Origin of the sequence: Methanogenium cariaci JCM 10550 (genome assembly GCF_001315945.1) — an archaeon.
GTDB lineage: Archaea > Halobacteriota > Methanomicrobia > Methanomicrobiales > Methanomicrobiaceae > Methanogenium > Methanogenium cariaci.
The window spans coordinates 114,461-135,003 of sequence record NZ_BBBG01000005.1 but is presented as its reverse complement, the minus strand read 5'-3'; the positions used below and the strand labels follow the sequence as shown (position 1 = coordinate 135,003).

Below are 20,543 nucleotides of genomic sequence, written 5' to 3'. Positions count from 1 at the left end.
CACAGGGCCAAAATGTGCCGATAGTGTAGTGGTTATCACTAGCGTTGCCAACGCCTAAACCCGGGTTCGAGTCCCGGTCGGCGCACTCAGACAAATTGTCTAAGTCCCCCCCTTTTTTAGTACCTCGTCCAACAGTATTTCATGGCTCGTGCACCTACCAGAGCAGATTCATATTTTCATGGTGACCGGAGACCCTATGCAAACAGGAGCCTCAAGAAGGGACTGGACGCAGGGGATCATCACTCGTGACGATGAAGCATATATCCGGGAGTTTATCGGCGACCTCGTCGCTGAGAAATCAATAGGTACGTGGCGGCAGAACAAGCTCGCCACCCATCTCGTCAACTGGCGGCGATATATCCTCCCGTTCGCAGAGTGTAGCATTGGAGACCTCACCTCCGGGATACGGGAACTGCAGCACGCAAACAGCCCGGCGACCGGCAAGCCCTATGCGCAAAATACCTTGGTAGACTATATCAAGATCCTCCGGCAGTTCTATGCCTGGATGGTCGAGAACGACTACACCTCCATCGAGGAGCGCCGGCTAAAAAAGATTAAGGCTCCGTCAAAGCCACGCATGGTTCACACCGCTGCTGACATGCTGACGACAGAAGAGGTCAAACGGTTTTTTGACGTCTGCCGGAGCGTGCGGGACAAGGCCCTCTTCACAGTATTGTATGAGGCGGGTTCAGGATCTCTGACATCGGGCTGCTCACCTGGGGGGGGCAGCTGAAGTGGGACGCAACCGGGATCGCGGTCAACGCAGACGGCAAGACGGGGGGGCGGCCTCGATACATCCGCCTGATCATGTCGCAGCAGCCGCTCGCACAGTGGCGGGCCATGTATCCGTTCCCAGAGACGCCAGAGGCACTGGTCTTTCTCAACCGGCTCAACAAACCGCTATCCTATGATACGATTGTCAAGCAGATGTCCAGACTCTTGGGAGACGCAGGGATCACGAAACACATCACCCCCCCACACATCTGGCGACACTCCCGGATCACCCACCTCGTGCAGGAGGGGTTTCCCGAGCATTCTATTGGTATCATGATGTGGGGGTGACCCCCCCTCAGCACGAGAGCTGCGGACCTATCTGCACCTGACCGGCAAGGACGTGGATCGCGCGATGCTCGATCACTATGGATCAAGGACAAGGACGATATCGTGGACGACACTCTGCACCCCCCCAGGCAGTGCCAGCAGTGTGCAACGATATCCCCCCCCAGGCACAAACTTCTGCCCAAACTGTGGGGCGCCACTAACAAAATCTGCAATTCATGACTTAACTAGTGCAAAACAGGAAATTATGGAAAAAACAGATGTGGTTAGTGAAACCTCTGCTGATTTGGTATCACTTTCACTCCGTACGGGAAAATATTAATACTAAATCCCATGTTTTTTTACATCTATGATCTCTATCGACTCATCAGTGATTTCTTATTTTAAGTCCTATGATCCGTTCTATTATCAGTGTCTGATAATCCTGCTTTCTCGGGGGGGGATGCTCAAGTTCATATATCAGCTCCTGCAGAAGCTCTGCGCGAAACTCAGGATCAGTCTTGATCATCTTTAGGATCTCCTCCTTTGCCTCCACGATAGAGATGGTGTCCTCATCTGGAGTATAGTGCATATCAGCATACACAGCGCATGCCTCTATGAGTATCGGGGGGGACATGGTTTTGAGTCCCCTCCTTTCTCTGATCTTGTCCAGTTTATGGTATGTACTGATAGGTAACCGGAACCCCCACGGATCTTGTCGCTGTCATTGTCCAACAATTGAATGGAAATATTAAATATGTTTTGAACATTGTTGAACAAATTCAACGTAATGAGCGCCCCCCCGTCGTTAGTGTTGTTGAACTATGTTAAACAACATTTATATATTATAATCGCATATTCTCATTGCAGATGAAAGAGAAGAAAAACCCCGAGCACGTGGGTGGCCGCGTGCGCAGGAACCTGATGCAGGACTATACTTCGCTTCGTGATGCTGGATACTCTGACACTGAGATTGTAAACGAGGGTGTCCGATCACTAGCTCACCAGCTGAAGTGCAAAGGGGGGGCCACAGCATGAAGCCCATCTCTCGTGAGCTCTACGAAGCTCTGCAGGAAGATCCGTTCTATGGTCTGGCTGCAAAGAAGATGGTGAAAAAAGGATATTGGAAAATCGTTGATAAAAATGAAAACTAAAAATAGTGCCAGCCCCCCCGTTCCGGAGCCGTCAAACATCGAGATTGAGACTGGCAATAGTATGGTTTGTGCTACTGCTATTTTAGCGCGCACCCATAAGTATGCTCCGTCCAACGAGGCGGCGCTTCGCAGAGTAGAGATAATTGAACGCTGTGCTACTGATGTACGCCCTACCGGTGGAGGAGTTTATCGCCGGAGCCGGGGCCAGACGTGGTTCCCTCGAGGCGACAAGCACTGCGTATACTGCATGAAGACCAGCTACATGCAGGTGATCATCCAGGGGGGGCGTGCCAGCCGCACAGCTCATAACCGGTGCTATATCAGAGTCCGAGATCTCGACGACGACCGTTTCGAGCGGATCCCCCTCTTCGAGGTGACATTCTGATGACTCTGTTCGCCTGTGCCGTGTGTGGCAAAACAGAGGAGATCTCCGGCGCCATGCAGATGCCCATGTACTGGATCAACCTGCACTATGATCTGAACTTTGGGATAGACTATCCCGAGTCGATATCCCGGGCCCTTGATGAGTTCAGAGGCGACCACCTGTGTTGCTCTATTGGGTGTATGGAACAGTTCCATGATTCCATTCAGGTCAAGACCCGCAAGGAAGTGGCCCTGTGGGTAGCCCAGAGAAAAGAGGCCCGTGCCCGCGGTGAGGACATGGGCATCCCCCGGTGGAGAAATCGGACTGGACGAGAATAAGCGATACTATGAGGTATGGGGGGGTGGGGGGGGTACGATGAACTCCCTGCCGGCATGTCGGTGTATGAGTATGAGGGCTTGGTCGATCGCCAGATCAAAGAGGCACAGTATGAGAGGCTAACGCGGTCTGACGCTGTTGTCCACGGCTATGCACTGGCACATGACCAAGGGGGGGCACACCCGGAGAAAAACACGGCTGCCATGCAGTATGATCACGAGCACATCCCTCAAATGCGGAGGATAAGATGAGCCTCACCGGTGTAGTCGCTCAGGCTGAGCGACGGGGGGGAGAGACGTTCATCGAGACCGATCCGCTCGCACCTGGGCAAATCCACGTTGGGGGGGATGTCGTGTCTGAGTTTGATCATGCAATCGCACATTTTGAATCTGCAAGGGCAAAGATCGAAGACTACCACACTCATTCTTTAGATGAACGCCGCGTGGTTATCGGACACGTTGACTCGATTATCCGGCATGCTCAGAAAACAAGAGATCACTACAGGAGGACGCGGAAATGACACCACTGCCTGCAGCAGTGACCGACGAGCCTGCAGTCAACCCGGCACTCATCCAGAGGATGTATGCACAGAACTGCAGCCAGGACGAGTTTGTAGTATTCCTTACGCTCGCCCGTAAATATGGGCTGGACCCCCCCAGCCTGAAACAGATCTGGGCGATCAAATACCCCCCCCGGCGGCGGCCCGGCAACGATCATCGTCTCCCGTGATGGTCTCCTTGAGATTGCCCACCGGGACGGCGCATTCGATGGGCTTGAGAGCGGCACAGACGGGTCGATCAAAGAGGGAAACCTCACCGGGTGGTGCAAGGTCTATCGCAAGGACATGTCACACCCGTTCACCGTGACCGTGCACTACGACGAGTATGTGCAGAAGAAAGCCGGCGGCGAGATCACCAAGTTCTGGAAAGAAAAGCCACGCACGATGCTTGCGAAGGTCGCTGAAGCTCAGACACTCAGGAAGGCGTTCCGGGTGCAGGGCCTCTACTCTGAGGACGAGATGCCATCCGAGCCGAAGGAGATCCCAGACACGTCTGTGCCGGTAGACATTAGTATGAACAAGTGTGTCTCCTGCGGCGGGATGACCAACTCCGAGCACATCGATGGCATCCTTGAGCACACCAACGGAGTCCCGATGTGTGGCCCATGCTTCAGTGACTGGTTCCGGAAGGAGTGTGCAGCGAAGCTGGAGACGGTGAGTCCCGCACCGGTTGAGGTCGTAGAGGAACCAGCACAGGAACCCGAGCCAGAGCGTGACCCTTGTCATGTGTTCCTCGTGCGGCAAAGGTGTCGAGCCGGGGGGGTATGTGGAGTTCAGCGAGGAAAAGGCCGGGATCTGTCTCTGTCAAACCTGTTTTGAGGCCTGGTCGCAGGCGCAGCAGACACCCAAAAAACCTGCCCCCCCGAAACCTGTTGCACCTAAGCCCGCGCCCAAGCAACCGAAGAACACCTGCGGATCGTGCGGCAAGGAGATCCCCCCCCTGGGACTACTCACTGTCTGGACTGTGTCTCGGCTACTCATGGCAAACCTCCAGAGCGTGCACCAAAGGCAAAACCAGAGCCCGTCGTGCAGAAACCTGCACCTGTGACGGCAGCAGTGGCGGACGGGCCGACCTGCAAGTACTGCAATGCAGCCCTCACCGATAAAGAGACAATGATGTCTGAAAAGTTCGTCGGAGAACTGATCTGCACTGACTGTCTCGCCAAGAAGCAGCGGGGGGGTGAGTTGTGATGGCTCGGACTTGCAGCAACTGTCGAGGGGGGGAGATCTCTGATCTCTCAACCCATCCATATGCACGCAAATGTCTGGCGTGCAGATATCTCAACAGGATCAAGCCAGTGACTACAAAATACTGCAGATTATGTGGAAATGAGATCACAGACATCATCGACCACAAAAAAGCAACCCTGTGCCCTAAGTGCAGGGTACAGTACAAAGGGCCCACACATGACACCGCGTCGAAGTTTTTGCAGGCTGTGCGAGATCATCTCAACAAGCGTGCCTGGCCAACATTTGTATGTACTACACAGACCATCGATGATTGGCCAGAACTAATGGCAACCCTTGAAGCCTCAGATCGCACACGGGCACTATGGAGACTTTCGGTATGTCTCAAAAAAATCGTTGGTCCAAGAGGAGAACGATATGTCCTCTGGTCGAAGACTAGCAATACCTATGTGCTGGATACCTCTCCTGACGATAGAGAAACCTGTCTGCAGGAGGCGACAGCATGAAATACAGATACATCGGGCCTGAAAAACTGCTGAGTCCCTGCAAAAAGCTGGGATTATCCCACCCATTTCCTGAGTGTAGTGACGGGCAGTGCCAAGGATATGTTGATGGAATGTGTCCATTTACAGCGGGCCGACTCAATGGGTGGCGTGATGAATACTTTGAGGAGGTGATCCCATGCGAGTGATCATCCTTGAGGACTGCTCTGCAGACGACCTCTCAGCGGTGCTGCGACCTGTGGCACATGGGCGGCTGCTCTCTGACCTGATGAGTGCTGCACACAACGACTGCATACTCGGCGACCAGCCGGAGTGCATGGACTGCGGCAAGTGTGATGAGGTCCTGACCGAGGAAGTGGTTCGAAACAGGAAGAAGACGGCCCTCGCAGAACTGGCCCGCGACATATCAGTGGGGGGGCACTCCCGCTCGTGGAAGACAGTGGAGGACGACATCGTCGCTCAGTGTTCGTCGTGGTCGCAGGCTATCGAGAACTATCGTGAGGCATATCCCAGATCCCCGCGGACAGATGCCGCGATCAAAGGTCGATGGTATGGCCTTAAGAGGCAGGGGGGGGTGCGGGTCGCCCAGGAGGTCGAGCCAGAGGTCTCAGCACAGGAGGAGATCTCAGAGCCAGAAAACGGAGAGGAGATCCCGGTCGACCGCCAGCCGGAAGCCGACGCGGCAGAGGTCACAACACTATGTGAGCCTATCATCCCAGCCGATGCACCGGAGCCCCCCCGACCGACGCCCAGGACGTCGAGAACGAAGATGTCCAGCGGGCTCTGATCGGAGCACGGTGTCAGGCAGATGTACCCTCCGAGCGTGGCGGGTCAACATACGTGAGGGAACACATCCTCCGGGTGCTGGCTGACAGGCAGGTGCTCATCGAGTGCGACTCTGGAGGCTGGTGCTGGTGCACCCTGGACTGTGTCGCCCTGCTGGAGGAGAGATGATGTCATCATCTGTTGCCGGCAACCGTTCCGCTAGCCACAACGGTTACTCCGGAGAGGCGTATGCCTCACTAAAATATGGTCTGACTATCAACTCTCGGACGCATCGACAGCCAGGACCCCCCCCTGTGGAGGTCAAGAGCTGTCAGACTGTCATCAAAGACCACTCCCGGCCCCCCCGTTCTCTTTCTCCTGCTGCAGGGGGGTGAGGTCCTGAGAGACCAGCTACTCAGTCCGGATGAAGTGGACGATCTTCTGGGCAGGCCCGTGGACAAAGACCGGGCCGTGCGGTATGATGTCCTCATGGGAGAGGTGCTGTGATGCAGCACATCGCAGACTGCCGGTTCCGAAAGGTCCTGTCATTCGAGGGATATGTAGAGCCGCGGTGTGTTGGCGGGCATCTAGATCGCTTTGATCAAATCCCGCCGGGTAACACGATTGAGTTGCTGCCTGGAACCCGGTGCCCATATGGCCCTCAGGTGCCGGGCAGCCATTGCAGGGGGGGGTTTGAGGCAAGGGGGGGTGATCACGATGAGTGATACGCTCAGGATCATGGTCCGCACCAAGACACGGCGGTCACTGAGACGAGATGAAGCATATGCCAAGGAAGCTGCGCAGACAGGGCACAGGGTATCAGAAGATGCTCAGGAGTTTTTGAAGGAGCAGGGTTTTATCCATTCCAGCTACCTCAGCTCTGTTGCGGCGCCCCCCCAGTGGGGGGGAGAATATGGGTCTGCTATGTTCAGCACTCTTAGGGATGCGACACCCCACGAGGTCTATGCGTGGCTCAGGCTCACTGCATGGGAGCATCACAAAAAGTCATGGCCTGAAGGCGGCTTAGCCCCACCATATGGTCTATCATCTCATGTAAAAAGACTAGAAGGCAAGGAGCTCATCCTCGAAGTAGTCAAAGGAGGCGATGCCAACGACAGCTGACACAGCCACCCCCCCTCCGGAAGAGGTTCCCACCTACTACAAAGGGGAAATGATCCCCCCCCGTGCAGAGGCAGCCCGCAGGCGTGCTGCTGATAATGCCCCCCCGGTGCCAGATGTGATCCCGCACCAGCTGCACGGGTGTCGATTCATCTTGGTTAGGGACCGTGACAAGCGGGCCATCGAGAAGGGCTGGAACGACAAACAGAACTATGCGCATGACTCCGAACGGCTGGCCCGGCACATCAACGCCGAGACGAACTATGGTGTGATGGTGGCAGGCGGGCTCTGTGTGCTCGACTGTGACAACGTCATCGCCCTCTATGATGACCCCCCCTTTTTCTCAACCCTGATGCAGACCTTCATCGTCAAGACCGGACGCAAGGGGGGGCCCTCGGGGGGGCACATTTCTATTTTTACTGCCCCGAACTGCCCGCCGAGAAGTATATCCTCGTCCGGGAGGACGGCACCGATGTCGGCGACCTGCGGGGGGGCTCCGGCTCCCCGTTCTATGTGGTCGGGCCGGGCAGCAGGCACCCGACGGGCAACCTCTACACGGTGAACAACGACATGGAACCGATGACGGTCCCCCTGGAAGAGGTGGAGGCGTTCATCGCCCGATATCGGGCGAAGCCGAAGGCGGTCTCAATCCCGCACTTCACATCCGCCGGCACGTCCATCGCCGACCGGCTGGACTTGCGGGTCTCTGACCTGCTGATGCCGGAAGAGCCCCCCCGCAACCGGGAACATCAGATCGAAGGGGGGGTGCACCCGGTGCACGGATCCTCAACAGGTTCAAATCTCATCATCGACCCACAGGCAAACACCTGGTACTGCCGCCGGCACGGAACCGGGGGGGGCGGCCCCTTGGAGGCCCTTGCTGTAGCAGACAGGATCATCGAGTGTGAGGAGTCCCGGTCAGGATGTCTGCAGGGACACTGGCCGGCGGTATTTGAGGCCCTGAAAAAACGGGGGGGATATAGCCCGCAGCTGGCAGAGATGGAACGGGAAAAACAGGCGAGGGCATGCACCCCACACGTGCCGGTGAAGCAGGAGATGTCTGCTCCTGTGCCGCCTGTAGATCCCCCCCCGGATCCCCAGACCCTGCCGGACTCACACGGACAGAACTATGCATACACAGACGCCGGGAACTCTGACCGCCTGATCGACCAGTATGGTGACAATCTCCGGCACTGTGAGACCTTCAAGGCATGGCATGTCTGGAACGGGATCCTCTGGGACCGGGATACGACCAACCGGATGCTCGACTACTCCACCCGGACGGCCCGGTCGATCATGGTGGAGTGCGCCTACGTCACAGACCCAAAAAAGAACCAGGACTGTGCCAAGTGGGCGATGTCCTCACAGAGTCTCGCCCGCAGGAACGCGATGGTGGATGGAGCGACCTATCAGTCGCGGTGACGCCGGAAGACTGGGACCGGCCCGAACACTTGCTGAACTGCCAGAACGGCACGCTGGAACTCGACACAATGACGTTCCGCGAACACCGCCGGGAGGATCTCCTGACGAAGTGCTGCAACGTGGACTATGACCCCCCCGGGGCGACCTGCCCCCCCAGTGGGAGGCACACATCCGGATGGTCCTCGCGGACGACGACGATCTGATCCGAGGGTTCCAGGAGGTCTGCGGATACTCGCTGCTTGCAACCAACCCAGAGCAGGTGGTCTTCATCCTCTACGGCACCGGCAAGAATGGGAAGAACGTGACGATGGACACTCTGAGCCATATGCTCGGGGACTATGCGGTTCACATCGCTGCTGAGAGCCTGATGGTGAAGCGGGGGGGTGAGAGCCCCCCCCGGTCTGATCTGGCCAGGCTGGCAGGGTCCCGCATGGTGACAGCCTCAGAGCCGGCTGAGAACGCGGCACTGGCAGAGAGTGTAATCAAGCAGCTGACGGGCGATGCAAAGGTCACGGTCCGCAGGCTGTATGAGAATGAGTTTGAGATCACACCCGGTGGGAAGATATGGCTCGCGACAAACTATCAGCCCCGGATACAGGGCACGGACGAGGGTATCTGGAGACGTATATGGTTGATACCATTTGCTGTCACAATCCCTGCGGATCGCCGTAAACTGGGGGGGTATGAGATTGTGCTGCAGCAGGAGGTTGCCGGCATCCTAAACTGGTGCCTGGAAGGGTATCTGAGATGGCGTGAGCACGGTCTTGTGCAGCCACCTGCTGTGAAGATTGCTACCACTCAATACCGCACCGAGAGCGACACTGTTGCGGCGTGGTTCGCTGACAGAATTATCATCTGTGGGGGGGGGCGGAGTATCTCCCGCAGGGAGATCAGGGAGTCCTACGAGAAGTGGTGTGACGAGGCAGGGGGGGAACGGCCTGTGAGTGCCAGGAAACTCGCCCAAGAACTGAGAGCCAGAGGACTACAGGACGGCCCGATCATACACGGCGTGAGGTCGTGGATGGGAGTCAGATGGAAGACTACAGATGAGCAGGAGGCAGGACTATGATCAGCGATGAGGTGCACAAGGTGCACATATTCAGAAACTTTCAGCGGACACCAAATAGGATTACTAAATATAACATAGTGCACCAAATGCACCGGAGTATAAAAAGACATTGTCTCGGTGCACATAGGTTCACCATTTTCATAACTTTCTATAGTAATTCCTCACGTAGGGACTTTGTAAAGAAGTGCACCCATGTGCACCTACCTGATCTGAAGTGCTCTGACAGATCAGATTCCGACGCTCCGGAGGTGATGGCATGACCTTACAGCAGCACGACAGGTGGCGGGCAACTACGCTGTCGGAGTGTCTCCGGGACGGGGTATGCAGGCCCTACGACCAAGCACTCGCATGGTGCCGTCATGGTGGTGCTACCTCGAGGCGGTGCGACTACAGCAGCTGTCCTCGGAGAGGCTACTACAAGACCGACGGCATGGTGACAGTCACGCAGGAGAACCGGGACACGACGGTGATCCTCTGGGACGGTGCCCTACGAGTATCGCTGTCGCCGGACCGGGTGCGGTTCCTGGCACGATCACTCACGGAGCTGTCGGAGAAACTGGACGCCGAAAAAGGAGTGATCGCATGAACTACGCTGAAGGTCGTGCGATGTGCATGACACCTGATGGCGGGCCTGCACTCGGCCTGAACCGGTGCGCCTGCTGTGGACGCAAGCTCACCGAGCAGACCGGCAGGGTGGAGAGCACCTCGGGCAACTACTGCCCGCTCTGCTGGGAATCCTCAGCGGTTTGGATACCGGAACAGTTTGACCGCTACTCCTGGCAGGTGGATCTCGCAGGAGAGATCGTCGACATGGAGGTGATCGCGTGACAGTCAAGGTCGTTGTCAAGCCGAAGAAGGACATCACCATCACGAAGCACGAGGCAGACGTCATCTCAGACGAACTGCTAAAGGCGTATGACGTGGTCAACCAGATGGTCGAGGAACGGTGGGGGGGCGTCGATGTTAGACTGGAGGCGGTCTGATGGAGACCACACTCACGCACTGCAGGCACGTAGACCTGATCGAGTGCAAGTACCTCGACTCGTGTCCCAGACACGTAGCAGCAGAGGATAAGTTCGCAGACCCTGCCGAGGTGCTGACACAGTGCATCTGGGGCATAGGGTGCATGTGGAGGGGGCTCTGATGGTAAACTCACGGGCCAAGGGCATCCGGCAGAGCTTGCACTCTCAAAGTACCTACGGGAGCAGGGGTATGAGTTTGCCCGTAGGGGGGGCCAGCAGCACTCCGGCATCGAAGGAGAGGATGTTGTCGGCGTACCAGGGCATCACGTCGAGTGCAAGTGGGATGAGGCCCTGAACGTCGACAAGGCGATGGCACAGGCCATCCGTGACGGGAAACCCGATGTCATACCCATCGTTGTGCATCGCAAGACTCTTGAGCGGTCTGCAGAACGTAAGGCCCGGTTCTACCGACACTGGAAGGTGACGATGCGGGCCGAGGACTACTTTGACATGGTGGAACGGACTGAGCAGCTGAAGGGGGGAACTAGAGGCTGAACGGGTGGCCCGCAGGAAGGTGGCGATGTGATAGATGCTGCTGTGGCAGGTCTTGAGGAGAAAATACGTCAAGACTGCTGGAACGAGCAGTGGGAGGAGTCACGATGAGCTCCGCCGTGCAGACATCCTTTGAAATGTTTGGATACCCGGCACATCCTCCGGGCATAGGAAAGATCGCTCTCCAGCTGCTGCAGCACATGGACGAGATCAAGGCGGGAGGCTCGGAGACTCGTTCCCTATTGATGTCAGGCCCGAGGACTTCCTGCTCTACGATCGTCACCAGGAGATCAGATACCTGACCCCCCCGGACGGGGAGCTGGTGCACAAGGTCGGCACGAAGGTCGTGCCGGTGAAGCACTACGCCGTGATCTACGCGGCCGATGGCCACCACCACGGGGGGGAGTCTGTCAGGCTGGCATGGAGTACATGGATACTCGCCACCGACGGCTATGTCACGCAGGTGAAATCCGGCAAATCATCCCGTCCCGGCGCAAAGATACACAGTGAGTGGACATCAGGCCCTGGGGGGGACAGCGTATACACGAGTGGGTGGCGATCAGTGCATACGAAAATGATGCTAACATGCGGGGGGCGCGACACGATACGACAACAAGCAGCACAGGGAAGTCCTGCGCAAGGGTGGGCACACGACCCCGGAGATTCCGAGCCGGGCAATCGAGATCCGCAGGCCCGGAGATACGAGGGGGCTTCACAGTCCTGGAGGAGATGGCATGAGCTCCCTCACAGAGTTTTTCCACGCCGAGGGTATGGAGATCCTCCCGGAGATCGGGGGCCGGGCAGTATCAACCCCCCCGACCGCAGAGTCCTACGTCATCCGTCACGGTCAGGCGGGCCTGCACTGGCACACCTCCAACGGCGACCACTACGCGACGTGCTGCAGAGCAACCTGCTCCTCGCCAACACCGCCGACCACGACCGGCCCGAAGACCCGAACGCGATCCGGGGCGGACAGATGATCCAGCCCCCCCTGCCAAACCCGGCACAGCTCTTCGGGGGGGTGCAGCACGAGATGTTGCCCAGGGCGAGCATCTATCCTGATGTTGACATGACACTGGTCGCCCTGATCGAGTTCCACGACCGGGCCTACTGGTGCTGCATGTGTCATGACCTGCGGCAGGTGCTCAGAGGTGAGCTGCAGACGGCGACACTCGCGCCGATGACCGAGACCGAGTTCCGGGGGGGGTGTTCTGATGTCAGCACAGGCAGGCCCACGGAAGGTCACCGTCAGTCGGGAGACATGGATGCGACTGACTGCCCGTAAGATGCCCCCCCTCTACAAGGTCAAGACCGAGGGGGGGCAGGTGACGTATGAGGACGTCGTGAAGGATCTGCTCGACGAGGTGGAAGGAGTGAAGGTACTGCCGGAAGAGGTCGAAGGGGGGGTGCAGGCACCCAGAGAGAGATGAGAAAGTATGAGTGACAATCCCTTCGAGCCATTCTACTACCCAAACCCAGACTCTGATGCATGGTATAAAGCTCAATACCCTCCCCCCCGGATGACAGAAAACGGGTGGTGCGGCACTCCCGTGCACCTCTCAGTTGACCTGGCCAATAATCCTCTAAGTGAACCGTTAGGGGGGTCAGAAGATGATGCCCTTCAAGACCATCATGGCACAAAGGCACAAAGAACAAAAAAGCCATAACTACCCATATAGCCATTTTCCTCCTATTTTAAGCACGTTTCAGTCGCATAGCCCAGCATGGCCATCGAACAGGTAATCTCACCTGGAACAATCATCGCCTTTGTCGTGGCTCTGATCGGCTACGTCGGCACCATCTACGGTGCATACAAGGCCCGCAACTACAAAGCAGCAGCAGAGGCAGGGGGGGCCCTCCTCACAGAGATCCTCGACTATTTTGACCCGGCGAAACCAGAGGCCGATGCTGCACCGGCTGAGGTGCAGGAACGCTTTGGGCAGACCGTCCCGACTGTAACTGCAGAAGGACTCACCATCGGCGACATCGAGGTTGTCGGACTCTTCTCGAAGTGGATCAAGTACGAACAGAAGAATGGCAACCAGGTCCCTCTCACGCAGGTGCAGCAGGGAGGTAAGATCAAAGTACCTGTTGGCGCTAAGCGCATCGGCACAGTCACCCTAGGACTCAATATTGACGATACGATCTACGACGTGCAGAACTGTACTATCCGGTCAGATTTCGTCAAGACCGAAGGAGACACCAATCACCCGGACAAGTTCAAACTCCTGTACTACTTCGATGTCCCTGCGACTATCGCACCGGGCCCACACACCTTCTCTATCGTTGAGGGCTACAAGACCAACACGATGAGCTACGACGAGGTCTGCTGGTACGAGGAATCAGCACGAGTGCAGGTCGAGGTAACGAAGAAGCCCGTCCCCACGTTTGTGATACAGAAATGAGGAAGTCCTGCACGAAGTGGCGGGCCGATAATCCGGACAAGCTCCGGAGGATGGCACTGCGGGATGAGTACAAGGACGTCCCCCCCTGGACGGGCCGGCAGATAGCAGCTGTGCTCGGGGGGGTCACCCCTGACACACTCTACCGCTGGTACAAAAAGTATCCGGATCTCAAGGCCGCCGCCGAGGAAATACGTGAACCTGCAGACGATGCAGTCGTCAACGCACTCTACAAAAACTGCGTCGGCTACACCGTCGAAGAGGTCAAGGAGACCCTCGACGCACAGGGCAACCTCCTCCGGAAGGAAGTCATCAAGAAGCCCGTCACTCCGATGCCGAACGCACAGACGCTCTGGCTCCGGAACCGCCGCCCAGAGGAGTGGAACAACGACAAACAGCAGATCGAGCTCTCGGGCTCACTAAAAACCACAGACATACCAGACGATGAGCTCATCAACCGTGCAGAAGCCGTTATCGCTCGAAGAGCGAAACGCGCTGAGTGCGATACTCAAAACTGATGCACGTGGCCATCTGGCCTCGTTCATCGAACTTGCCTCAGGCTGGCAGTGGCAGAGAGCACGCCATCTCGATCTCATCTGTGACGTCCTTGAACAGGTCGAACGTGGGGGGAACTGCGCCGGGTGATCATTACCCTGCCACCCCGTCACGGCAAGAGCGAGGTCGTCTCCAAGCACTACCCCCCCGCATGGTTGCTTGGTCGCAACCCCCCCGACTGGGAAGTGATCATCAGCTCATACTCTGCAGAGCTCGCACACGACTTCTCCCGGGTTGCACGCACCGCACTTGACCAGCACGGGGGGGATCTCTGGGGGGGACAAAGATTGCCAGTGACTCAGCAGCCGTCAACCGCTGGGGGGGCATCGAAGGGCACCGGGGGGGCGGACTGACTGCCACCGGCGTTGGCGGTACCATCACGGGGGGGCGTGGCGCCCGGGTGTTTGTTATCGACGACCCGTTCAAGGGCCCGGAAGATTCCCACAGCCCAACTCAGCGCAAGAAGGTTATTAACTGGTACCGGACGGTCGCCCGCACAAGGCTCACTCCCGACGGCGCGATGGTCGTCATCCACACCCGGTGGCACCAGGACGACCTTGTCGGCCACCTCATCGCAGAAGAAGCTGCAGGCGGAGAAGAGTGGACCGTGATCAACCTCCCTGCAATCGCAGAGGAGAATGACCCTCTCGGACGTGAATTCGGCGAGCCTCTCTGGCCCGAACGATACCCGCTGGAGGAACTCCAGGCAATCGAGAAGGTTCTGACTGCATACTGGTGGAACTGTGAATACCAGCAGCGACCGGGGGGGGATCCGGAAGGAAACATGTTCAAGCGGGAGTATTTCCGCTACTTCACGGTCGAAGGGGGGGATCAGTATGTCCTCAACACCTCTGCAGGAGAGCGCCGTGTACTAGCATCGCAGTGCATCATAATCCAGACCTGTGACGTCGCAGGGTCTACTCGATCCAGCGCAGATTACTTTGTCATCGGAACCTGGGTGATCACACCCAACAGGGATCTCCTTCTCCCTGACATCGTGCGAACCCGCATTGAGGGGGGGCCTGACCATCTGGACTATCTGACAAATGCGTTCCTCCGGTGGCACCCGGTCGTGCAGGGCATTGAGTCCAACGGCATCGGCAAGACCACCTATCAGACCATGCTCCGGTCGGGGGGGCTGCCGATCCTCGAACTCGACGCAGACAAGGACAAAGCCCTGCGGGCCATCCCGATCGCGACCCGGTATAAGGCTAACACAGTCTACCACCGGGCACATGCCCCGTGGGTCGAGCATATGAAGAAGAACTCGCAGGGTTTCCAAATGCCCCGAATGATGACCAGGTAGATGTAGCAGCATATGCAGCGATCATCCTTGCCCAACTGGAAGAGATACAGGCACTCCCTCCAGAACAGGTCGCCACCTACGACGAACACGTATCAATCTCACCAGTGTGACATCATGACAGACAAACCGATCACAAAAGAACAGGCAGCAGAGATCCTCGAACCGGAACTGCAGGCTTCATGGACGCCTACGGTGCGGCCGCCGAAGGATATGATACCCTCGTTGAGCGGCTCTCAGTCCTTGAAGATCAGTTCAACGAGCCTGGTTGGGTTCGCCTCTCAGCTACTACAGAGAGTGACTTCTCCCGCACAGCTCTGAACATGATGTGCAAACAGGCCCGCGTCTACTGGCTCAAGAACCCGCTCATCCGCCGCGCTGTAGTCACACAGACTACCTATGTCTGGGCACAGGGGGGGGTCACCATCCGGCTGAGCATCCGATCGTTGACGCCGTGGTGCAGCGGTTCCTGGAGGACAAGACAAACGAATCTGTCCTCGGCGATATCGAGGCAAAGATGCGGCTTGAGTCTGAGCTGCAGCTCTTTGCTAATCTGTTCTTCACCCTCTTTCGCAACCCGTCGACCGGCATGGTCAAGATCCGGACGATCCCCCCCTTTGCAGAGATCGAGACTGTCATTGCAAACCCGGAGGATGCTGCAGACCCGTGGTACTACCTCAGATCATGGACCTCAACTGTGATCAATCATCAGACGGGCTCTCCGGAGGCCCGGCAGCAGAAGGCCTACTATCCGGACTGGAGATACTCCCCCCCAGTAGGGGGGGCACCCTGCGACAATAGGTGGCATATCGGTTCGTGAGGCGAAGATCTACCATGTCGCGGTCAACCGGCTCAATGACATGCAGTTCGGCGTCTCTGAGGTCTATGCTGCCTGTGACTGGGCCCGCTCATATAAAGAGTTCTTGGAGGACTGGACGACGATCGTCAAGGCCCTCTCACAGTTTGCCCACCGGCTCACTGTCAAAGGAGGCACCGGGGGGGCAGTGGCGACCGCAAAGACCCAGCTACAGGCGCTCATTGCAAACCCGTTTGCCAAGACAGGTGAGACACAGCAGACCATGCCGACCGGCTCCACCTTCATCTCGGGCGAGGGAGCAAAGCTCGAACCGATGAAGACTGCAGGGGGGGTCACCACCAGCTGTGACGATGCACGCCGGCTGATGCTCATGGTCTGTTCTGCGACAGGCATATATGAGCACTATCTCACCGGGGGGGATCCCAGCACAGGCAACCTCGCCACGGCCAAAAGCATGGAGCGCCCGATGGAACTGCAGTTCCTGGCCCGCCAGACGCTCTGGAAATCTATCCTCCAAAACATTCTCGGATATGTCATCGACGAGGCAGCCATCGCACCGAACGGCCCGCTCGCCCAGGGAGCCACCATCGACACCGACGAGGATGGGGGGGATCGCATCGTCACGCTCGCAACCGACCCAGACTCAGATGACAGCACCCCGATGAGTCGCAAGGTCGAGATCAAGTACCCGCCGCTCCTGGAGCACGACCTGCTGGCGAGGGTGGATGCACTAATCGGTGCTGGCACCCTGAAGGGCTACACCCCCTGCAGGAACCATCCCAGTCGACACCTTGACCAGGCTCCTGCTGGACGCCCTTGAGGTGCCCAACGCCGGCGACCTGGTCGACGAGTGGTTCCCGGACGACTACGTCTCGCCGACACCCGGCACGCAGGAAGCCCTCTCAACCCTTGCAACCGTCGTCGGCAAGCTGGAGACATACCTCCGGGAGGTTGAGGCATGAGCCGGCTCGCAGCGATACTCAGTGAGATCGCAGATGCCACCCGGCAGCTGCACAAGGACACGGCCCTGACCCTCATCGAGCGCCAGCTTGAGAGCGATATGCGGGCCGCATTCTGGAGACACCAGACAGAGTTCTTCACCGTCTATGACCGGTACTTCCGCGAGGCAGAGGAACCGGCAGCGACACTCTCGGAGGTTGAGTCCGCCCTTGAGGATGCGTATGTGTCAACAAAGGTGAATTTCACAGAACCTATCCTGACTGCAGGAGGTATAGCCCTCTCAGCAGCTGCAAGGCGGCAGTCTGCTGAGCTCTGTGTAGGGGGGGGCGTTTGACCTCAAACACCCGAAGGCAATCGCGTATCTCGAAGAACACGGAGCAGAGGCAGTCACCAATATCGACGCCACTACCCGCAAAGAAATCCGGCGCATCGTAACGACGGGTATGGACAAGCTGGGGCTACAACAAGACCGCAGCAGAGATCCGGAAGAAGTATGCCGAGTTCGGCGTGGGCAAACCGCAGGCCCATATCCAGACCCGGGCGCACCTGATCGCCGTCACCGAGGCGGCCGAGGCATACGAAGAGGGCAGCCGGCTCACTGCAAAGGAGCTGAACGACAATGGCCTCCCGATGGAGATGGCCTGGAGCGATGTCGGAGACAAGAGAGTCTCTGACGGCTGCCTCGCGAACAGCGACGCCGGGTGGATCGATATCGATGCTCCGTTCCCTTCAGGACACATGCACGCCCCCCCGAGGTTCCCCCCCGGGTGCAGGTGCACCGTAAAGTACCGGAGGAAGAAGGCATGACAGAGGTGGTGAACAGTGTGACAACGACAATGACAGAGTTCCGAGCGGAGATCATCCCGCTCATAGAATCGAAGGTGGATAAAGACGGGACAATCCCGATCCTGATCATCAACCCCCCCGGATGGGGGGGTTCGTCCGGCTACTACAGCCCCCCCGAGGTCCTCAAGGAGGCAGCTCAGAATGGGGGGGTCTACCACGCCGGGCTTCACATGTACTGGATCATCCGTCCCGCAGCGAAGAACGCGACCGGCCCGAACGGTCTCTCCGGGACCTTGCAGCAGTCTTCACAGAAGACGCCCGCTGGCAGGACGACGGGCCAAAAGGACCTGGCCTCTATACCAGAGGACGTGTCTTTGAGGCATACCGCACCGCAGTCACAGAGATGGGTCCTCACATCGGGATCTCCCACTATGTCTGGGGGATCTCGGAAGAGGGAGAGGTCGATGGACGACATGGAGAGATCATCACCTCAATCGAAGAGGCCCGGAGCGTTGACTTCGTGACCGTGCCCGGACGTGGCGGCGCCATCGCCGAGGCGTTCCGGAGCGCACGCCCACCAGAACCAACCAGAGAACAGAGAGAAGCAGGTACGCATATCATGACTGACAAGCTCACAATCGAATCCCTCCGGAGCGACCACCCCGACATTGTCGAGGCCCTCCGGCAGGAGTATGACAACGATGCCAGCCGCAAGGCAGAGGCAGCAGCACAGCGGAACAAACTCACAGAAGCCCAGAAGGCAGTCGAGGCCCTCACCACCGAGAACGCCCGCCTCCGGGAGGCACAACTCATCATCGAGGCAAAGACCTTCGTCGAGAGCAAGGTGAAAGACGCACAGGTCCCTGCCATCACCAAGGCCCGGATCGTCGAGTCTCTCGCAAAGGCCCCCCCCTGTCAAAGAGGGCAAGCTTGATGAGGCGGCATTCGCTGCCACCATCGAGCAGACGATCAAGACCGAGGCCGAATACCTCGCACAGGTTGCCGGCGCCGGCCGTGTCGAGGGCATGGGGGGGCAGACTACCGGTAACGATGCCGAGAAGGCACGGGCCGAACTCGCCGAGGCATACATTGCCGGCGGCATGACAAAAGAGGCAGCAGAGGCTGCCGCACGGAGAGTGATCTGATATGCCAGACAACATCACCCACAAGCCAGGACAGCGGCTCAGCGTCGCATGTTCCTACCCTGCAGAACCAGACAGTGGGGGGGACCCTGTTCGTCTGGGGGGGGCGCACCGGGATTGCAATCACAGATGAGGACACCGACGGATACACTTCTGTCGACTTTGGCCCCTTTGAGGCGGAGTTTTCCGTCAAGGACAGTGAGACGGGAGGCATCGCGATTGGAGATCTAATCTACTTCCATGACGCTGCACAGATGCTCAACAACACAGCAGCCAGTGGCCGTCTCTTTGGTGCTGCAATGGAAGCAGTCGCTGATGGTGAGACCGCAACGATCAGGTATATCACCCGGACCAGATTGCCGCCCAGGAGGCAGCAGCAACATAAGGAGGTAACAAGAGATGTCTGATTTTCTGAACCACATCAAAACCATGGACGCATCCCGCTTTGACGCGAGAAAAGAATTTGGCGGCCGCAGGGTAGCATCCGAAGCAATGACCTCCGAGTATGCACACAAACTCGCACAGGCACAGGTCTTCACGAACAAGCTCCGCGAGGGGGGGAGATACAGCGTCAGAGAGTTCCGCGAGGCCATGTCATCCTCTGACTTCCCGTACCTGATGGCAGCCAATATGCAGAACCAGCTCCTTGCAAACTACACGGAGACCCCGGTCACCTGGGAGAGCTGGGCCCGCAAGGTGCTCGTCAACGACTTCCGGGAACTCGAACTCGACTACCTCAATGGTGGCGACGGCAGACTGGTCAAGAAACCGGAGTATACCGAGCCCGAGAAAGGCAATGCCTCCGAAGGCAAGTACACTGTGAGTGTGGACGTCTATGGTCGCATCATGGAACTCACCGAAGAGACGATCCAGAACGACAACCTCGGTGCGTTCCTGGACCTCCCCCCCAGCCGCCTGGCAGAGGGGCCCGCCGCACAGAGGAATACCTCGCAACCACCCAGATCGCTGGAACTGCCGGGCCGAACGGCACCCTCTTCACATCTGACCAGGGCAACCTGATCACCCGTGCACTCTCCGTGCAGGGACTCAAGGAAGCGACCGCCGCCATGGCAACCATGACCGATGCGGGCAGCGAACCGATCTACAACGAGCCTGCAGTCCTCGCAGTCGTACCTGCACTCAAGGTCACCGCGATGGAGATCCTCAATGCCACCCAGATCGAGACCACCGCCGGCAAGAGCAAGACGGTCAGCCAGAACCCATTCAGCAACCTGAAGCTGGTCGTCCTGCCCTATGCTCCGACCGTCATGTCATCCTCAAACTCAACCACGTCATGGTTCCTGATGGCAGACCCGGACGAGGGGGGGCGCGGCGCAGCAGCTGTCGCGAAGCTCCGTGGAGCAGAACAGCCAGGAGTCTACATGAAGGCAATGGACGCCATCCGCACCGATGGCGGCGGCTACGATGTAGTAAACTTCGACTCGGACTCTGTCCAGTACAAGGTCAAGCACGCTGTCGGTGCCACTCAGCTCGACTACCGCTACGCAGTCGGATCAAACGGCACTGTGGCGGCAGCCTGATCTTCT

The 20,543-nt window shown here is 58.0% G+C and carries 41 protein-coding genes, 1 tRNA gene and 1 pseudogene; 39 read left to right on the top strand and 4 right to left on the bottom strand.

Going from position 1 to position 20,543, the window contains the following annotated elements:
* The first annotated feature begins 14 nt into the window (after positions 1-14).
* The 3 genes from JCM10550_RS06645 to JCM10550_RS06635 all read left to right on the top strand — a co-directional run bounded on the left by JCM10550_RS06645 (position 15) and on the right by JCM10550_RS06635 (position 1,062).
* A tRNA-Gly gene (locus JCM10550_RS06645) sits at positions 15-85 on the top strand.
* Between the two features lie 93 nt (positions 86-178).
* On the top strand, positions 179-733 hold the full coding sequence (locus JCM10550_RS06640; RefSeq protein ID WP_157200009.1) for a hypothetical protein: 555 nt from the start codon (positions 179-181) through the stop codon (positions 731-733).
* Positions 730-1,062: a tyrosine-type recombinase/integrase gene (locus JCM10550_RS06635; protein ID WP_245618815.1), complete on the top strand. Its 333-nt coding sequence runs from the start codon at positions 730-732 to the stop codon at positions 1,060-1,062. Before JCM10550_RS06640 ends, JCM10550_RS06635 begins: the two co-directional genes overlap by 4 nt.
* Positions 1,063-1,426: 364 nt before the next feature.
* On the opposite strand, the gene JCM10550_RS06630 is transcribed toward JCM10550_RS06635, so the two are convergent.
* Positions 1,427-1,630 carry a hypothetical protein gene (locus JCM10550_RS06630; RefSeq protein ID WP_157200008.1) on the bottom strand — a complete coding sequence of 68 codons (204 nt, stop codon included), beginning with the start codon at positions 1,628-1,630 and terminating at the stop codon, positions 1,427-1,429.
* A gap of 551 nt (positions 1,631-2,181) precedes the next feature.
* Here JCM10550_RS06630 and JCM10550_RS06625 point away from each other — a divergent pair.
* Genes JCM10550_RS06625 through JCM10550_RS06615 form a run of 3 tightly spaced genes read left to right on the top strand, consistent with a single transcriptional unit; the run spans position 2,182 to position 3,143 of the window.
* Positions 2,182-2,577: a hypothetical protein gene (locus JCM10550_RS06625; protein WP_062397910.1), complete on the top strand. Its 396-nt coding sequence runs from the start codon at positions 2,182-2,184 to the stop codon at positions 2,575-2,577.
* A complete protein-coding gene (locus JCM10550_RS06620) occupies positions 2,577-2,894 on the top strand; it encodes a hypothetical protein (protein ID WP_062397908.1) in 318 nt (105 codons plus the stop codon). Before JCM10550_RS06625 ends, JCM10550_RS06620 begins: the two co-directional genes overlap by 1 nt.
* 15 nt (positions 2,895-2,909) lie before the next feature.
* A complete protein-coding gene (locus JCM10550_RS06615) occupies positions 2,910-3,143 on the top strand; it encodes a hypothetical protein (protein WP_062397906.1) in 234 nt (77 codons plus the stop codon).
* Here JCM10550_RS06615 and JCM10550_RS18395 read toward each other — a convergent pair.
* Positions 3,122-3,262: a hypothetical protein gene (locus JCM10550_RS18395; RefSeq protein WP_157200007.1), complete on the bottom strand. Its 141-nt coding sequence runs from the start codon at positions 3,260-3,262 to the stop codon at positions 3,122-3,124. The genes JCM10550_RS06615 and JCM10550_RS18395 overlap by 22 nt on opposite strands.
* 146 nt (positions 3,263-3,408) lie before the next feature.
* On the opposite strand from JCM10550_RS18395, the gene JCM10550_RS06605 reads away from it, so the two are divergent.
* The 6 genes from JCM10550_RS06605 (at position 3,409) to JCM10550_RS18380 (ending at position 6,302) form a co-directional block, all read left to right on the top strand.
* Entirely contained in the window at positions 3,409-3,621 is a 213-nt protein-coding gene (locus JCM10550_RS06605) for a recombinase RecT (protein WP_062397902.1), read from the top strand.
* Positions 3,622-3,634: 13 nt separating this feature from the next.
* Positions 3,635-4,270, top strand: coding sequence for a RecT family recombinase (locus JCM10550_RS06600; protein ID WP_245618814.1), 636 nt, complete (start codon positions 3,635-3,637; stop codon positions 4,268-4,270).
* Positions 4,271-4,369: 99 nt separating this feature from the next.
* Positions 4,370-4,642: a hypothetical protein gene (locus JCM10550_RS18390; RefSeq protein ID WP_157200006.1), complete on the top strand. Its 273-nt coding sequence runs from the start codon at positions 4,370-4,372 to the stop codon at positions 4,640-4,642.
* Positions 4,642-5,145, top strand: coding sequence for a hypothetical protein (locus JCM10550_RS18385; protein WP_157200005.1), 504 nt, complete (start codon positions 4,642-4,644; stop codon positions 5,143-5,145). The genes JCM10550_RS18390 and JCM10550_RS18385 overlap by 1 nt, the downstream gene beginning before the upstream one ends.
* Positions 5,146-5,320: 175 nt before the next feature.
* On the top strand, positions 5,321-5,929 hold the full coding sequence (locus JCM10550_RS06595; RefSeq protein ID WP_157200004.1) for a hypothetical protein: 609 nt from the start codon (positions 5,321-5,323) through the stop codon (positions 5,927-5,929).
* A gap of 163 nt (positions 5,930-6,092) precedes the next feature.
* Positions 6,093-6,302 carry a hypothetical protein gene (locus tag JCM10550_RS18380; RefSeq protein ID WP_157200003.1) on the top strand — a complete coding sequence of 70 codons (210 nt, stop codon included), beginning with the start codon at positions 6,093-6,095 and terminating at the stop codon, positions 6,300-6,302.
* A 16-nt stretch (positions 6,303-6,318) separates the two neighbouring features.
* On the opposite strand, the gene JCM10550_RS18375 is transcribed toward JCM10550_RS18380, so the two are convergent.
* Positions 6,319-6,456, bottom strand: coding sequence for a hypothetical protein (locus JCM10550_RS18375; protein ID WP_157200002.1), 138 nt, complete (start codon positions 6,454-6,456; stop codon positions 6,319-6,321).
* 75 nt (positions 6,457-6,531) lie between these two features.
* On the opposite strand from JCM10550_RS18375, the gene JCM10550_RS06590 reads away from it, so the two are divergent.
* The 8 genes from JCM10550_RS06590 to JCM10550_RS18365 all read left to right on the top strand — a co-directional run bounded on the left by JCM10550_RS06590 (position 6,532) and on the right by JCM10550_RS18365 (position 10,500).
* Complete coding sequence (locus JCM10550_RS06590) at positions 6,532-7,029, top strand: hypothetical protein (RefSeq protein ID WP_157200001.1); 498 nt, start codon at positions 6,532-6,534, stop codon at positions 7,027-7,029.
* The gene (locus JCM10550_RS06585; RefSeq protein WP_062397895.1) at positions 7,013-7,588 is read left to right on the top strand and encodes a hypothetical protein; all 576 of its coding nucleotides are present in this window, start codon (positions 7,013-7,015) and stop codon (positions 7,586-7,588) included. The genes JCM10550_RS06590 and JCM10550_RS06585 overlap by 17 nt, the downstream gene beginning before the upstream one ends.
* Entirely contained in the window at positions 7,540-8,448 is a 909-nt protein-coding gene (locus tag JCM10550_RS24605; RefSeq protein ID WP_157200000.1) for a hypothetical protein, read from the top strand. Before JCM10550_RS06585 ends, JCM10550_RS24605 begins: the two co-directional genes overlap by 49 nt.
* The gene (locus JCM10550_RS24600) at positions 8,445-8,651 is read left to right on the top strand and encodes a hypothetical protein (RefSeq protein ID WP_062397891.1); all 207 of its coding nucleotides are present in this window, start codon (positions 8,445-8,447) and stop codon (positions 8,649-8,651) included. The genes JCM10550_RS24605 and JCM10550_RS24600 overlap by 4 nt, the downstream gene beginning before the upstream one ends.
* A complete protein-coding gene (locus tag JCM10550_RS06570; protein WP_062397889.1) occupies positions 8,624-9,517 on the top strand; it encodes a phage/plasmid primase, P4 family in 894 nt (297 codons plus the stop codon). Before JCM10550_RS24600 ends, JCM10550_RS06570 begins: the two co-directional genes overlap by 28 nt.
* A gap of 430 nt (positions 9,518-9,947) precedes the next feature.
* Entirely contained in the window at positions 9,948-10,103 is a 156-nt protein-coding gene (locus JCM10550_RS19600; protein WP_172673793.1) for a hypothetical protein, read from the top strand.
* Complete coding sequence (locus JCM10550_RS19595) at positions 10,100-10,345, top strand: hypothetical protein (protein ID WP_062397887.1); 246 nt, start codon at positions 10,100-10,102, stop codon at positions 10,343-10,345. Before JCM10550_RS19600 ends, JCM10550_RS19595 begins: the two co-directional genes overlap by 4 nt.
* Positions 10,342-10,500: a hypothetical protein gene (locus JCM10550_RS18365; protein ID WP_157199998.1), complete on the top strand. Its 159-nt coding sequence runs from the start codon at positions 10,342-10,344 to the stop codon at positions 10,498-10,500. Before JCM10550_RS19595 ends, JCM10550_RS18365 begins: the two co-directional genes overlap by 4 nt.
* Positions 10,501-10,713: 213 nt before the next feature.
* Here JCM10550_RS18365 and JCM10550_RS18360 read toward each other — a convergent pair whose 3' ends face one another.
* A complete protein-coding gene (locus tag JCM10550_RS18360; RefSeq protein ID WP_062397885.1) occupies positions 10,714-11,106 on the bottom strand; it encodes a hypothetical protein in 393 nt (130 codons plus the stop codon).
* Between the two features lie 32 nt (positions 11,107-11,138).
* On the opposite strand from JCM10550_RS18360, the gene JCM10550_RS18355 reads away from it, so the two are divergent.
* The 19 genes and pseudogenes from JCM10550_RS18355 to JCM10550_RS06490 all read left to right on the top strand — a co-directional run bounded on the left by JCM10550_RS18355 (position 11,139) and on the right by JCM10550_RS06490 (position 20,537).
* Positions 11,139-11,333, top strand: a complete 195-nt coding sequence (locus JCM10550_RS18355) for a hypothetical protein (protein WP_157199997.1) — start codon at positions 11,139-11,141, stop codon at positions 11,331-11,333.
* A gap of 20 nt (positions 11,334-11,353) precedes the next feature.
* Positions 11,354-12,316, top strand: coding sequence for a hypothetical protein (locus tag JCM10550_RS18350; RefSeq protein ID WP_157199996.1), 963 nt, complete (start codon positions 11,354-11,356; stop codon positions 12,314-12,316).
* A complete protein-coding gene (locus JCM10550_RS18345; RefSeq protein WP_218185147.1) occupies positions 12,297-12,461 on the top strand; it encodes a hypothetical protein in 165 nt (54 codons plus the stop codon). Before JCM10550_RS18350 ends, JCM10550_RS18345 begins: the two co-directional genes overlap by 20 nt.
* Positions 12,462-12,755: 294 nt before the next feature.
* Positions 12,756-13,436 carry a hypothetical protein gene (locus tag JCM10550_RS06545; RefSeq protein ID WP_062397878.1) on the top strand — a complete coding sequence of 227 codons (681 nt, stop codon included), beginning with the start codon at positions 12,756-12,758 and terminating at the stop codon, positions 13,434-13,436.
* Positions 13,433-13,951, top strand: coding sequence for a hypothetical protein (locus JCM10550_RS06540; RefSeq protein WP_157199994.1), 519 nt, complete (start codon positions 13,433-13,435; stop codon positions 13,949-13,951). Before JCM10550_RS06545 ends, JCM10550_RS06540 begins: the two co-directional genes overlap by 4 nt.
* Positions 13,893-14,078 (top strand): hypothetical protein, encoded by a 186-nt coding sequence (locus JCM10550_RS18340; protein WP_157199993.1) that lies wholly within the window; start codon positions 13,893-13,895, stop codon positions 14,076-14,078. Before JCM10550_RS06540 ends, JCM10550_RS18340 begins: the two co-directional genes overlap by 59 nt.
* On the top strand, positions 14,075-14,341 hold the full coding sequence (locus tag JCM10550_RS06535; protein WP_062397875.1) for a hypothetical protein: 267 nt from the start codon (positions 14,075-14,077) through the stop codon (positions 14,339-14,341). Before JCM10550_RS18340 ends, JCM10550_RS06535 begins: the two co-directional genes overlap by 4 nt.
* A gap of 23 nt (positions 14,342-14,364) precedes the next feature.
* On the top strand, positions 14,365-15,294 hold the full coding sequence (locus JCM10550_RS06530; RefSeq protein WP_245618813.1) for a terminase large subunit domain-containing protein: 930 nt from the start codon (positions 14,365-14,367) through the stop codon (positions 15,292-15,294).
* A 114-nt stretch (positions 15,295-15,408) separates the two neighbouring features.
* Positions 15,409-15,612 (top strand): hypothetical protein, encoded by a 204-nt coding sequence (locus JCM10550_RS18330; protein ID WP_157199991.1) that lies wholly within the window; start codon positions 15,409-15,411, stop codon positions 15,610-15,612.
* Between the two features lie 7 nt (positions 15,613-15,619).
* The gene (locus JCM10550_RS06525; protein WP_157199990.1) at positions 15,620-16,111 is read left to right on the top strand and encodes a hypothetical protein; all 492 of its coding nucleotides are present in this window, start codon (positions 15,620-15,622) and stop codon (positions 16,109-16,111) included.
* 40 nt (positions 16,112-16,151) lie between these two features.
* Complete coding sequence (locus tag JCM10550_RS06520; RefSeq protein ID WP_062397869.1) at positions 16,152-16,928, top strand: hypothetical protein; 777 nt, start codon at positions 16,152-16,154, stop codon at positions 16,926-16,928.
* Positions 16,900-17,070 (top strand): hypothetical protein, encoded by a 171-nt coding sequence (locus JCM10550_RS18325; protein WP_157199989.1) that lies wholly within the window; start codon positions 16,900-16,902, stop codon positions 17,068-17,070. Before JCM10550_RS06520 ends, JCM10550_RS18325 begins: the two co-directional genes overlap by 29 nt.
* Positions 17,067-17,402 carry a hypothetical protein gene (locus tag JCM10550_RS06515; protein ID WP_062397868.1) on the top strand — a complete coding sequence of 112 codons (336 nt, stop codon included), beginning with the start codon at positions 17,067-17,069 and terminating at the stop codon, positions 17,400-17,402. Before JCM10550_RS18325 ends, JCM10550_RS06515 begins: the two co-directional genes overlap by 4 nt.
* Positions 17,403-17,545: 143 nt before the next feature.
* Positions 17,546-17,875: pseudogene (locus JCM10550_RS06510) on the top strand (phage minor head protein); the annotation flags it as partial.
* The gene (locus tag JCM10550_RS19590; RefSeq protein ID WP_172673791.1) at positions 17,872-18,378 is read left to right on the top strand and encodes a hypothetical protein; all 507 of its coding nucleotides are present in this window, start codon (positions 17,872-17,874) and stop codon (positions 18,376-18,378) included. The pseudogene JCM10550_RS06510 and the gene JCM10550_RS19590, both read left to right, overlap by 4 nt.
* Entirely contained in the window at positions 18,375-18,788 is a 414-nt protein-coding gene (locus tag JCM10550_RS19585) for a hypothetical protein (RefSeq protein ID WP_172673790.1), read from the top strand. The genes JCM10550_RS19590 and JCM10550_RS19585 overlap by 4 nt, the downstream gene beginning before the upstream one ends.
* A gap of 210 nt (positions 18,789-18,998) precedes the next feature.
* Positions 18,999-19,403: a DUF2190 family protein gene (locus JCM10550_RS06500; RefSeq protein ID WP_281175298.1), complete on the top strand. Its 405-nt coding sequence runs from the start codon at positions 18,999-19,001 to the stop codon at positions 19,401-19,403.
* Positions 19,396-20,016, top strand: a complete 621-nt coding sequence (locus JCM10550_RS06495; protein WP_062397859.1) for a hypothetical protein — start codon at positions 19,396-19,398, stop codon at positions 20,014-20,016. The genes JCM10550_RS06500 and JCM10550_RS06495 overlap by 8 nt, the downstream gene beginning before the upstream one ends.
* Before the next feature lie 17 nt (positions 20,017-20,033).
* Positions 20,034-20,537, top strand: a complete 504-nt coding sequence (locus JCM10550_RS06490; protein WP_172673789.1) for a hypothetical protein — start codon at positions 20,034-20,036, stop codon at positions 20,535-20,537.
* Positions 20,538-20,543 lie beyond the last annotated feature (6 nt).

Excerpts from the sequence above, each read along its gene's own strand:
- JCM10550_RS06640 (WP_157200009.1), top strand. The coding sequence starts at position 179 with ATGGTGACCGGAGACCCTATGCAAACAGGAGCCTCAAGAAGGGACTGG.
- JCM10550_RS06630 (WP_157200008.1), bottom strand. The coding sequence starts at position 1,630 with ATGCACTATACTCCAGATGAGGACACCATCTCTATCGTGGAGGCAAAG.
- JCM10550_RS06625 (WP_062397910.1), top strand. The coding sequence starts at position 2,182 with ATGAAAACTAAAAATAGTGCCAGCCCCCCCGTTCCGGAGCCGTCAAAC.
- JCM10550_RS06620 (WP_062397908.1), top strand. The coding sequence starts at position 2,577 with ATGACTCTGTTCGCCTGTGCCGTGTGTGGCAAAACAGAGGAGATCTCC.
- JCM10550_RS06615 (WP_062397906.1), top strand. The coding sequence starts at position 2,910 with ATGGGGGGGTGGGGGGGGTACGATGAACTCCCTGCCGGCATGTCGGTG.
- JCM10550_RS18395 (WP_157200007.1), bottom strand. The coding sequence starts at position 3,262 with ATGATCAAACTCAGACACGACATCCCCCCCAACGTGGATTTGCCCAGG.
- JCM10550_RS06605 (WP_062397902.1), top strand. The coding sequence starts at position 3,409 with ATGACACCACTGCCTGCAGCAGTGACCGACGAGCCTGCAGTCAACCCG.
- JCM10550_RS18385 (WP_157200005.1), top strand. The coding sequence starts at position 4,642 with ATGGCTCGGACTTGCAGCAACTGTCGAGGGGGGGAGATCTCTGATCTC.
- JCM10550_RS06595 (WP_157200004.1), top strand. The coding sequence starts at position 5,321 with ATGCGAGTGATCATCCTTGAGGACTGCTCTGCAGACGACCTCTCAGCG.
- JCM10550_RS18380 (WP_157200003.1), top strand. The coding sequence starts at position 6,093 with ATGATGTCATCATCTGTTGCCGGCAACCGTTCCGCTAGCCACAACGGT.
- JCM10550_RS18375 (WP_157200002.1), bottom strand. The coding sequence starts at position 6,456 with ATGACAGGACCTTTCGGAACCGGCAGTCTGCGATGTGCTGCATCACAG.
- JCM10550_RS06585 (WP_062397895.1), top strand. The coding sequence starts at position 7,013 with ATGCCAACGACAGCTGACACAGCCACCCCCCCTCCGGAAGAGGTTCCC.
- JCM10550_RS06570 (WP_062397889.1), top strand. The coding sequence starts at position 8,624 with ATGGTCCTCGCGGACGACGACGATCTGATCCGAGGGTTCCAGGAGGTC.
- JCM10550_RS19600 (WP_172673793.1), top strand. The coding sequence starts at position 9,948 with ATGGTGACAGTCACGCAGGAGAACCGGGACACGACGGTGATCCTCTGG.
- JCM10550_RS19595 (WP_062397887.1), top strand. The coding sequence starts at position 10,100 with ATGAACTACGCTGAAGGTCGTGCGATGTGCATGACACCTGATGGCGGG.
- JCM10550_RS18355 (WP_157199997.1), top strand. The coding sequence starts at position 11,139 with ATGAGCTCCGCCGTGCAGACATCCTTTGAAATGTTTGGATACCCGGCA.
- JCM10550_RS18345 (WP_218185147.1), top strand. The coding sequence starts at position 12,297 with ATGCGACTGACTGCCCGTAAGATGCCCCCCCTCTACAAGGTCAAGACC.
- JCM10550_RS06545 (WP_062397878.1), top strand. The coding sequence starts at position 12,756 with ATGGCCATCGAACAGGTAATCTCACCTGGAACAATCATCGCCTTTGTC.
- JCM10550_RS06540 (WP_157199994.1), top strand. The coding sequence starts at position 13,433 with ATGAGGAAGTCCTGCACGAAGTGGCGGGCCGATAATCCGGACAAGCTC.
- JCM10550_RS18330 (WP_157199991.1), top strand. The coding sequence starts at position 15,409 with ATGACAGACAAACCGATCACAAAAGAACAGGCAGCAGAGATCCTCGAA.
- JCM10550_RS06520 (WP_062397869.1), top strand. The coding sequence starts at position 16,152 with ATGCAGTTCGGCGTCTCTGAGGTCTATGCTGCCTGTGACTGGGCCCGC.
- JCM10550_RS06515 (WP_062397868.1), top strand. The coding sequence starts at position 17,067 with ATGAGCCGGCTCGCAGCGATACTCAGTGAGATCGCAGATGCCACCCGG.
- JCM10550_RS19590 (WP_172673791.1), top strand. The coding sequence starts at position 17,872 with ATGACAGAGGTGGTGAACAGTGTGACAACGACAATGACAGAGTTCCGA.
- JCM10550_RS06495 (WP_062397859.1), top strand. The coding sequence starts at position 19,396 with ATGTCTGATTTTCTGAACCACATCAAAACCATGGACGCATCCCGCTTT.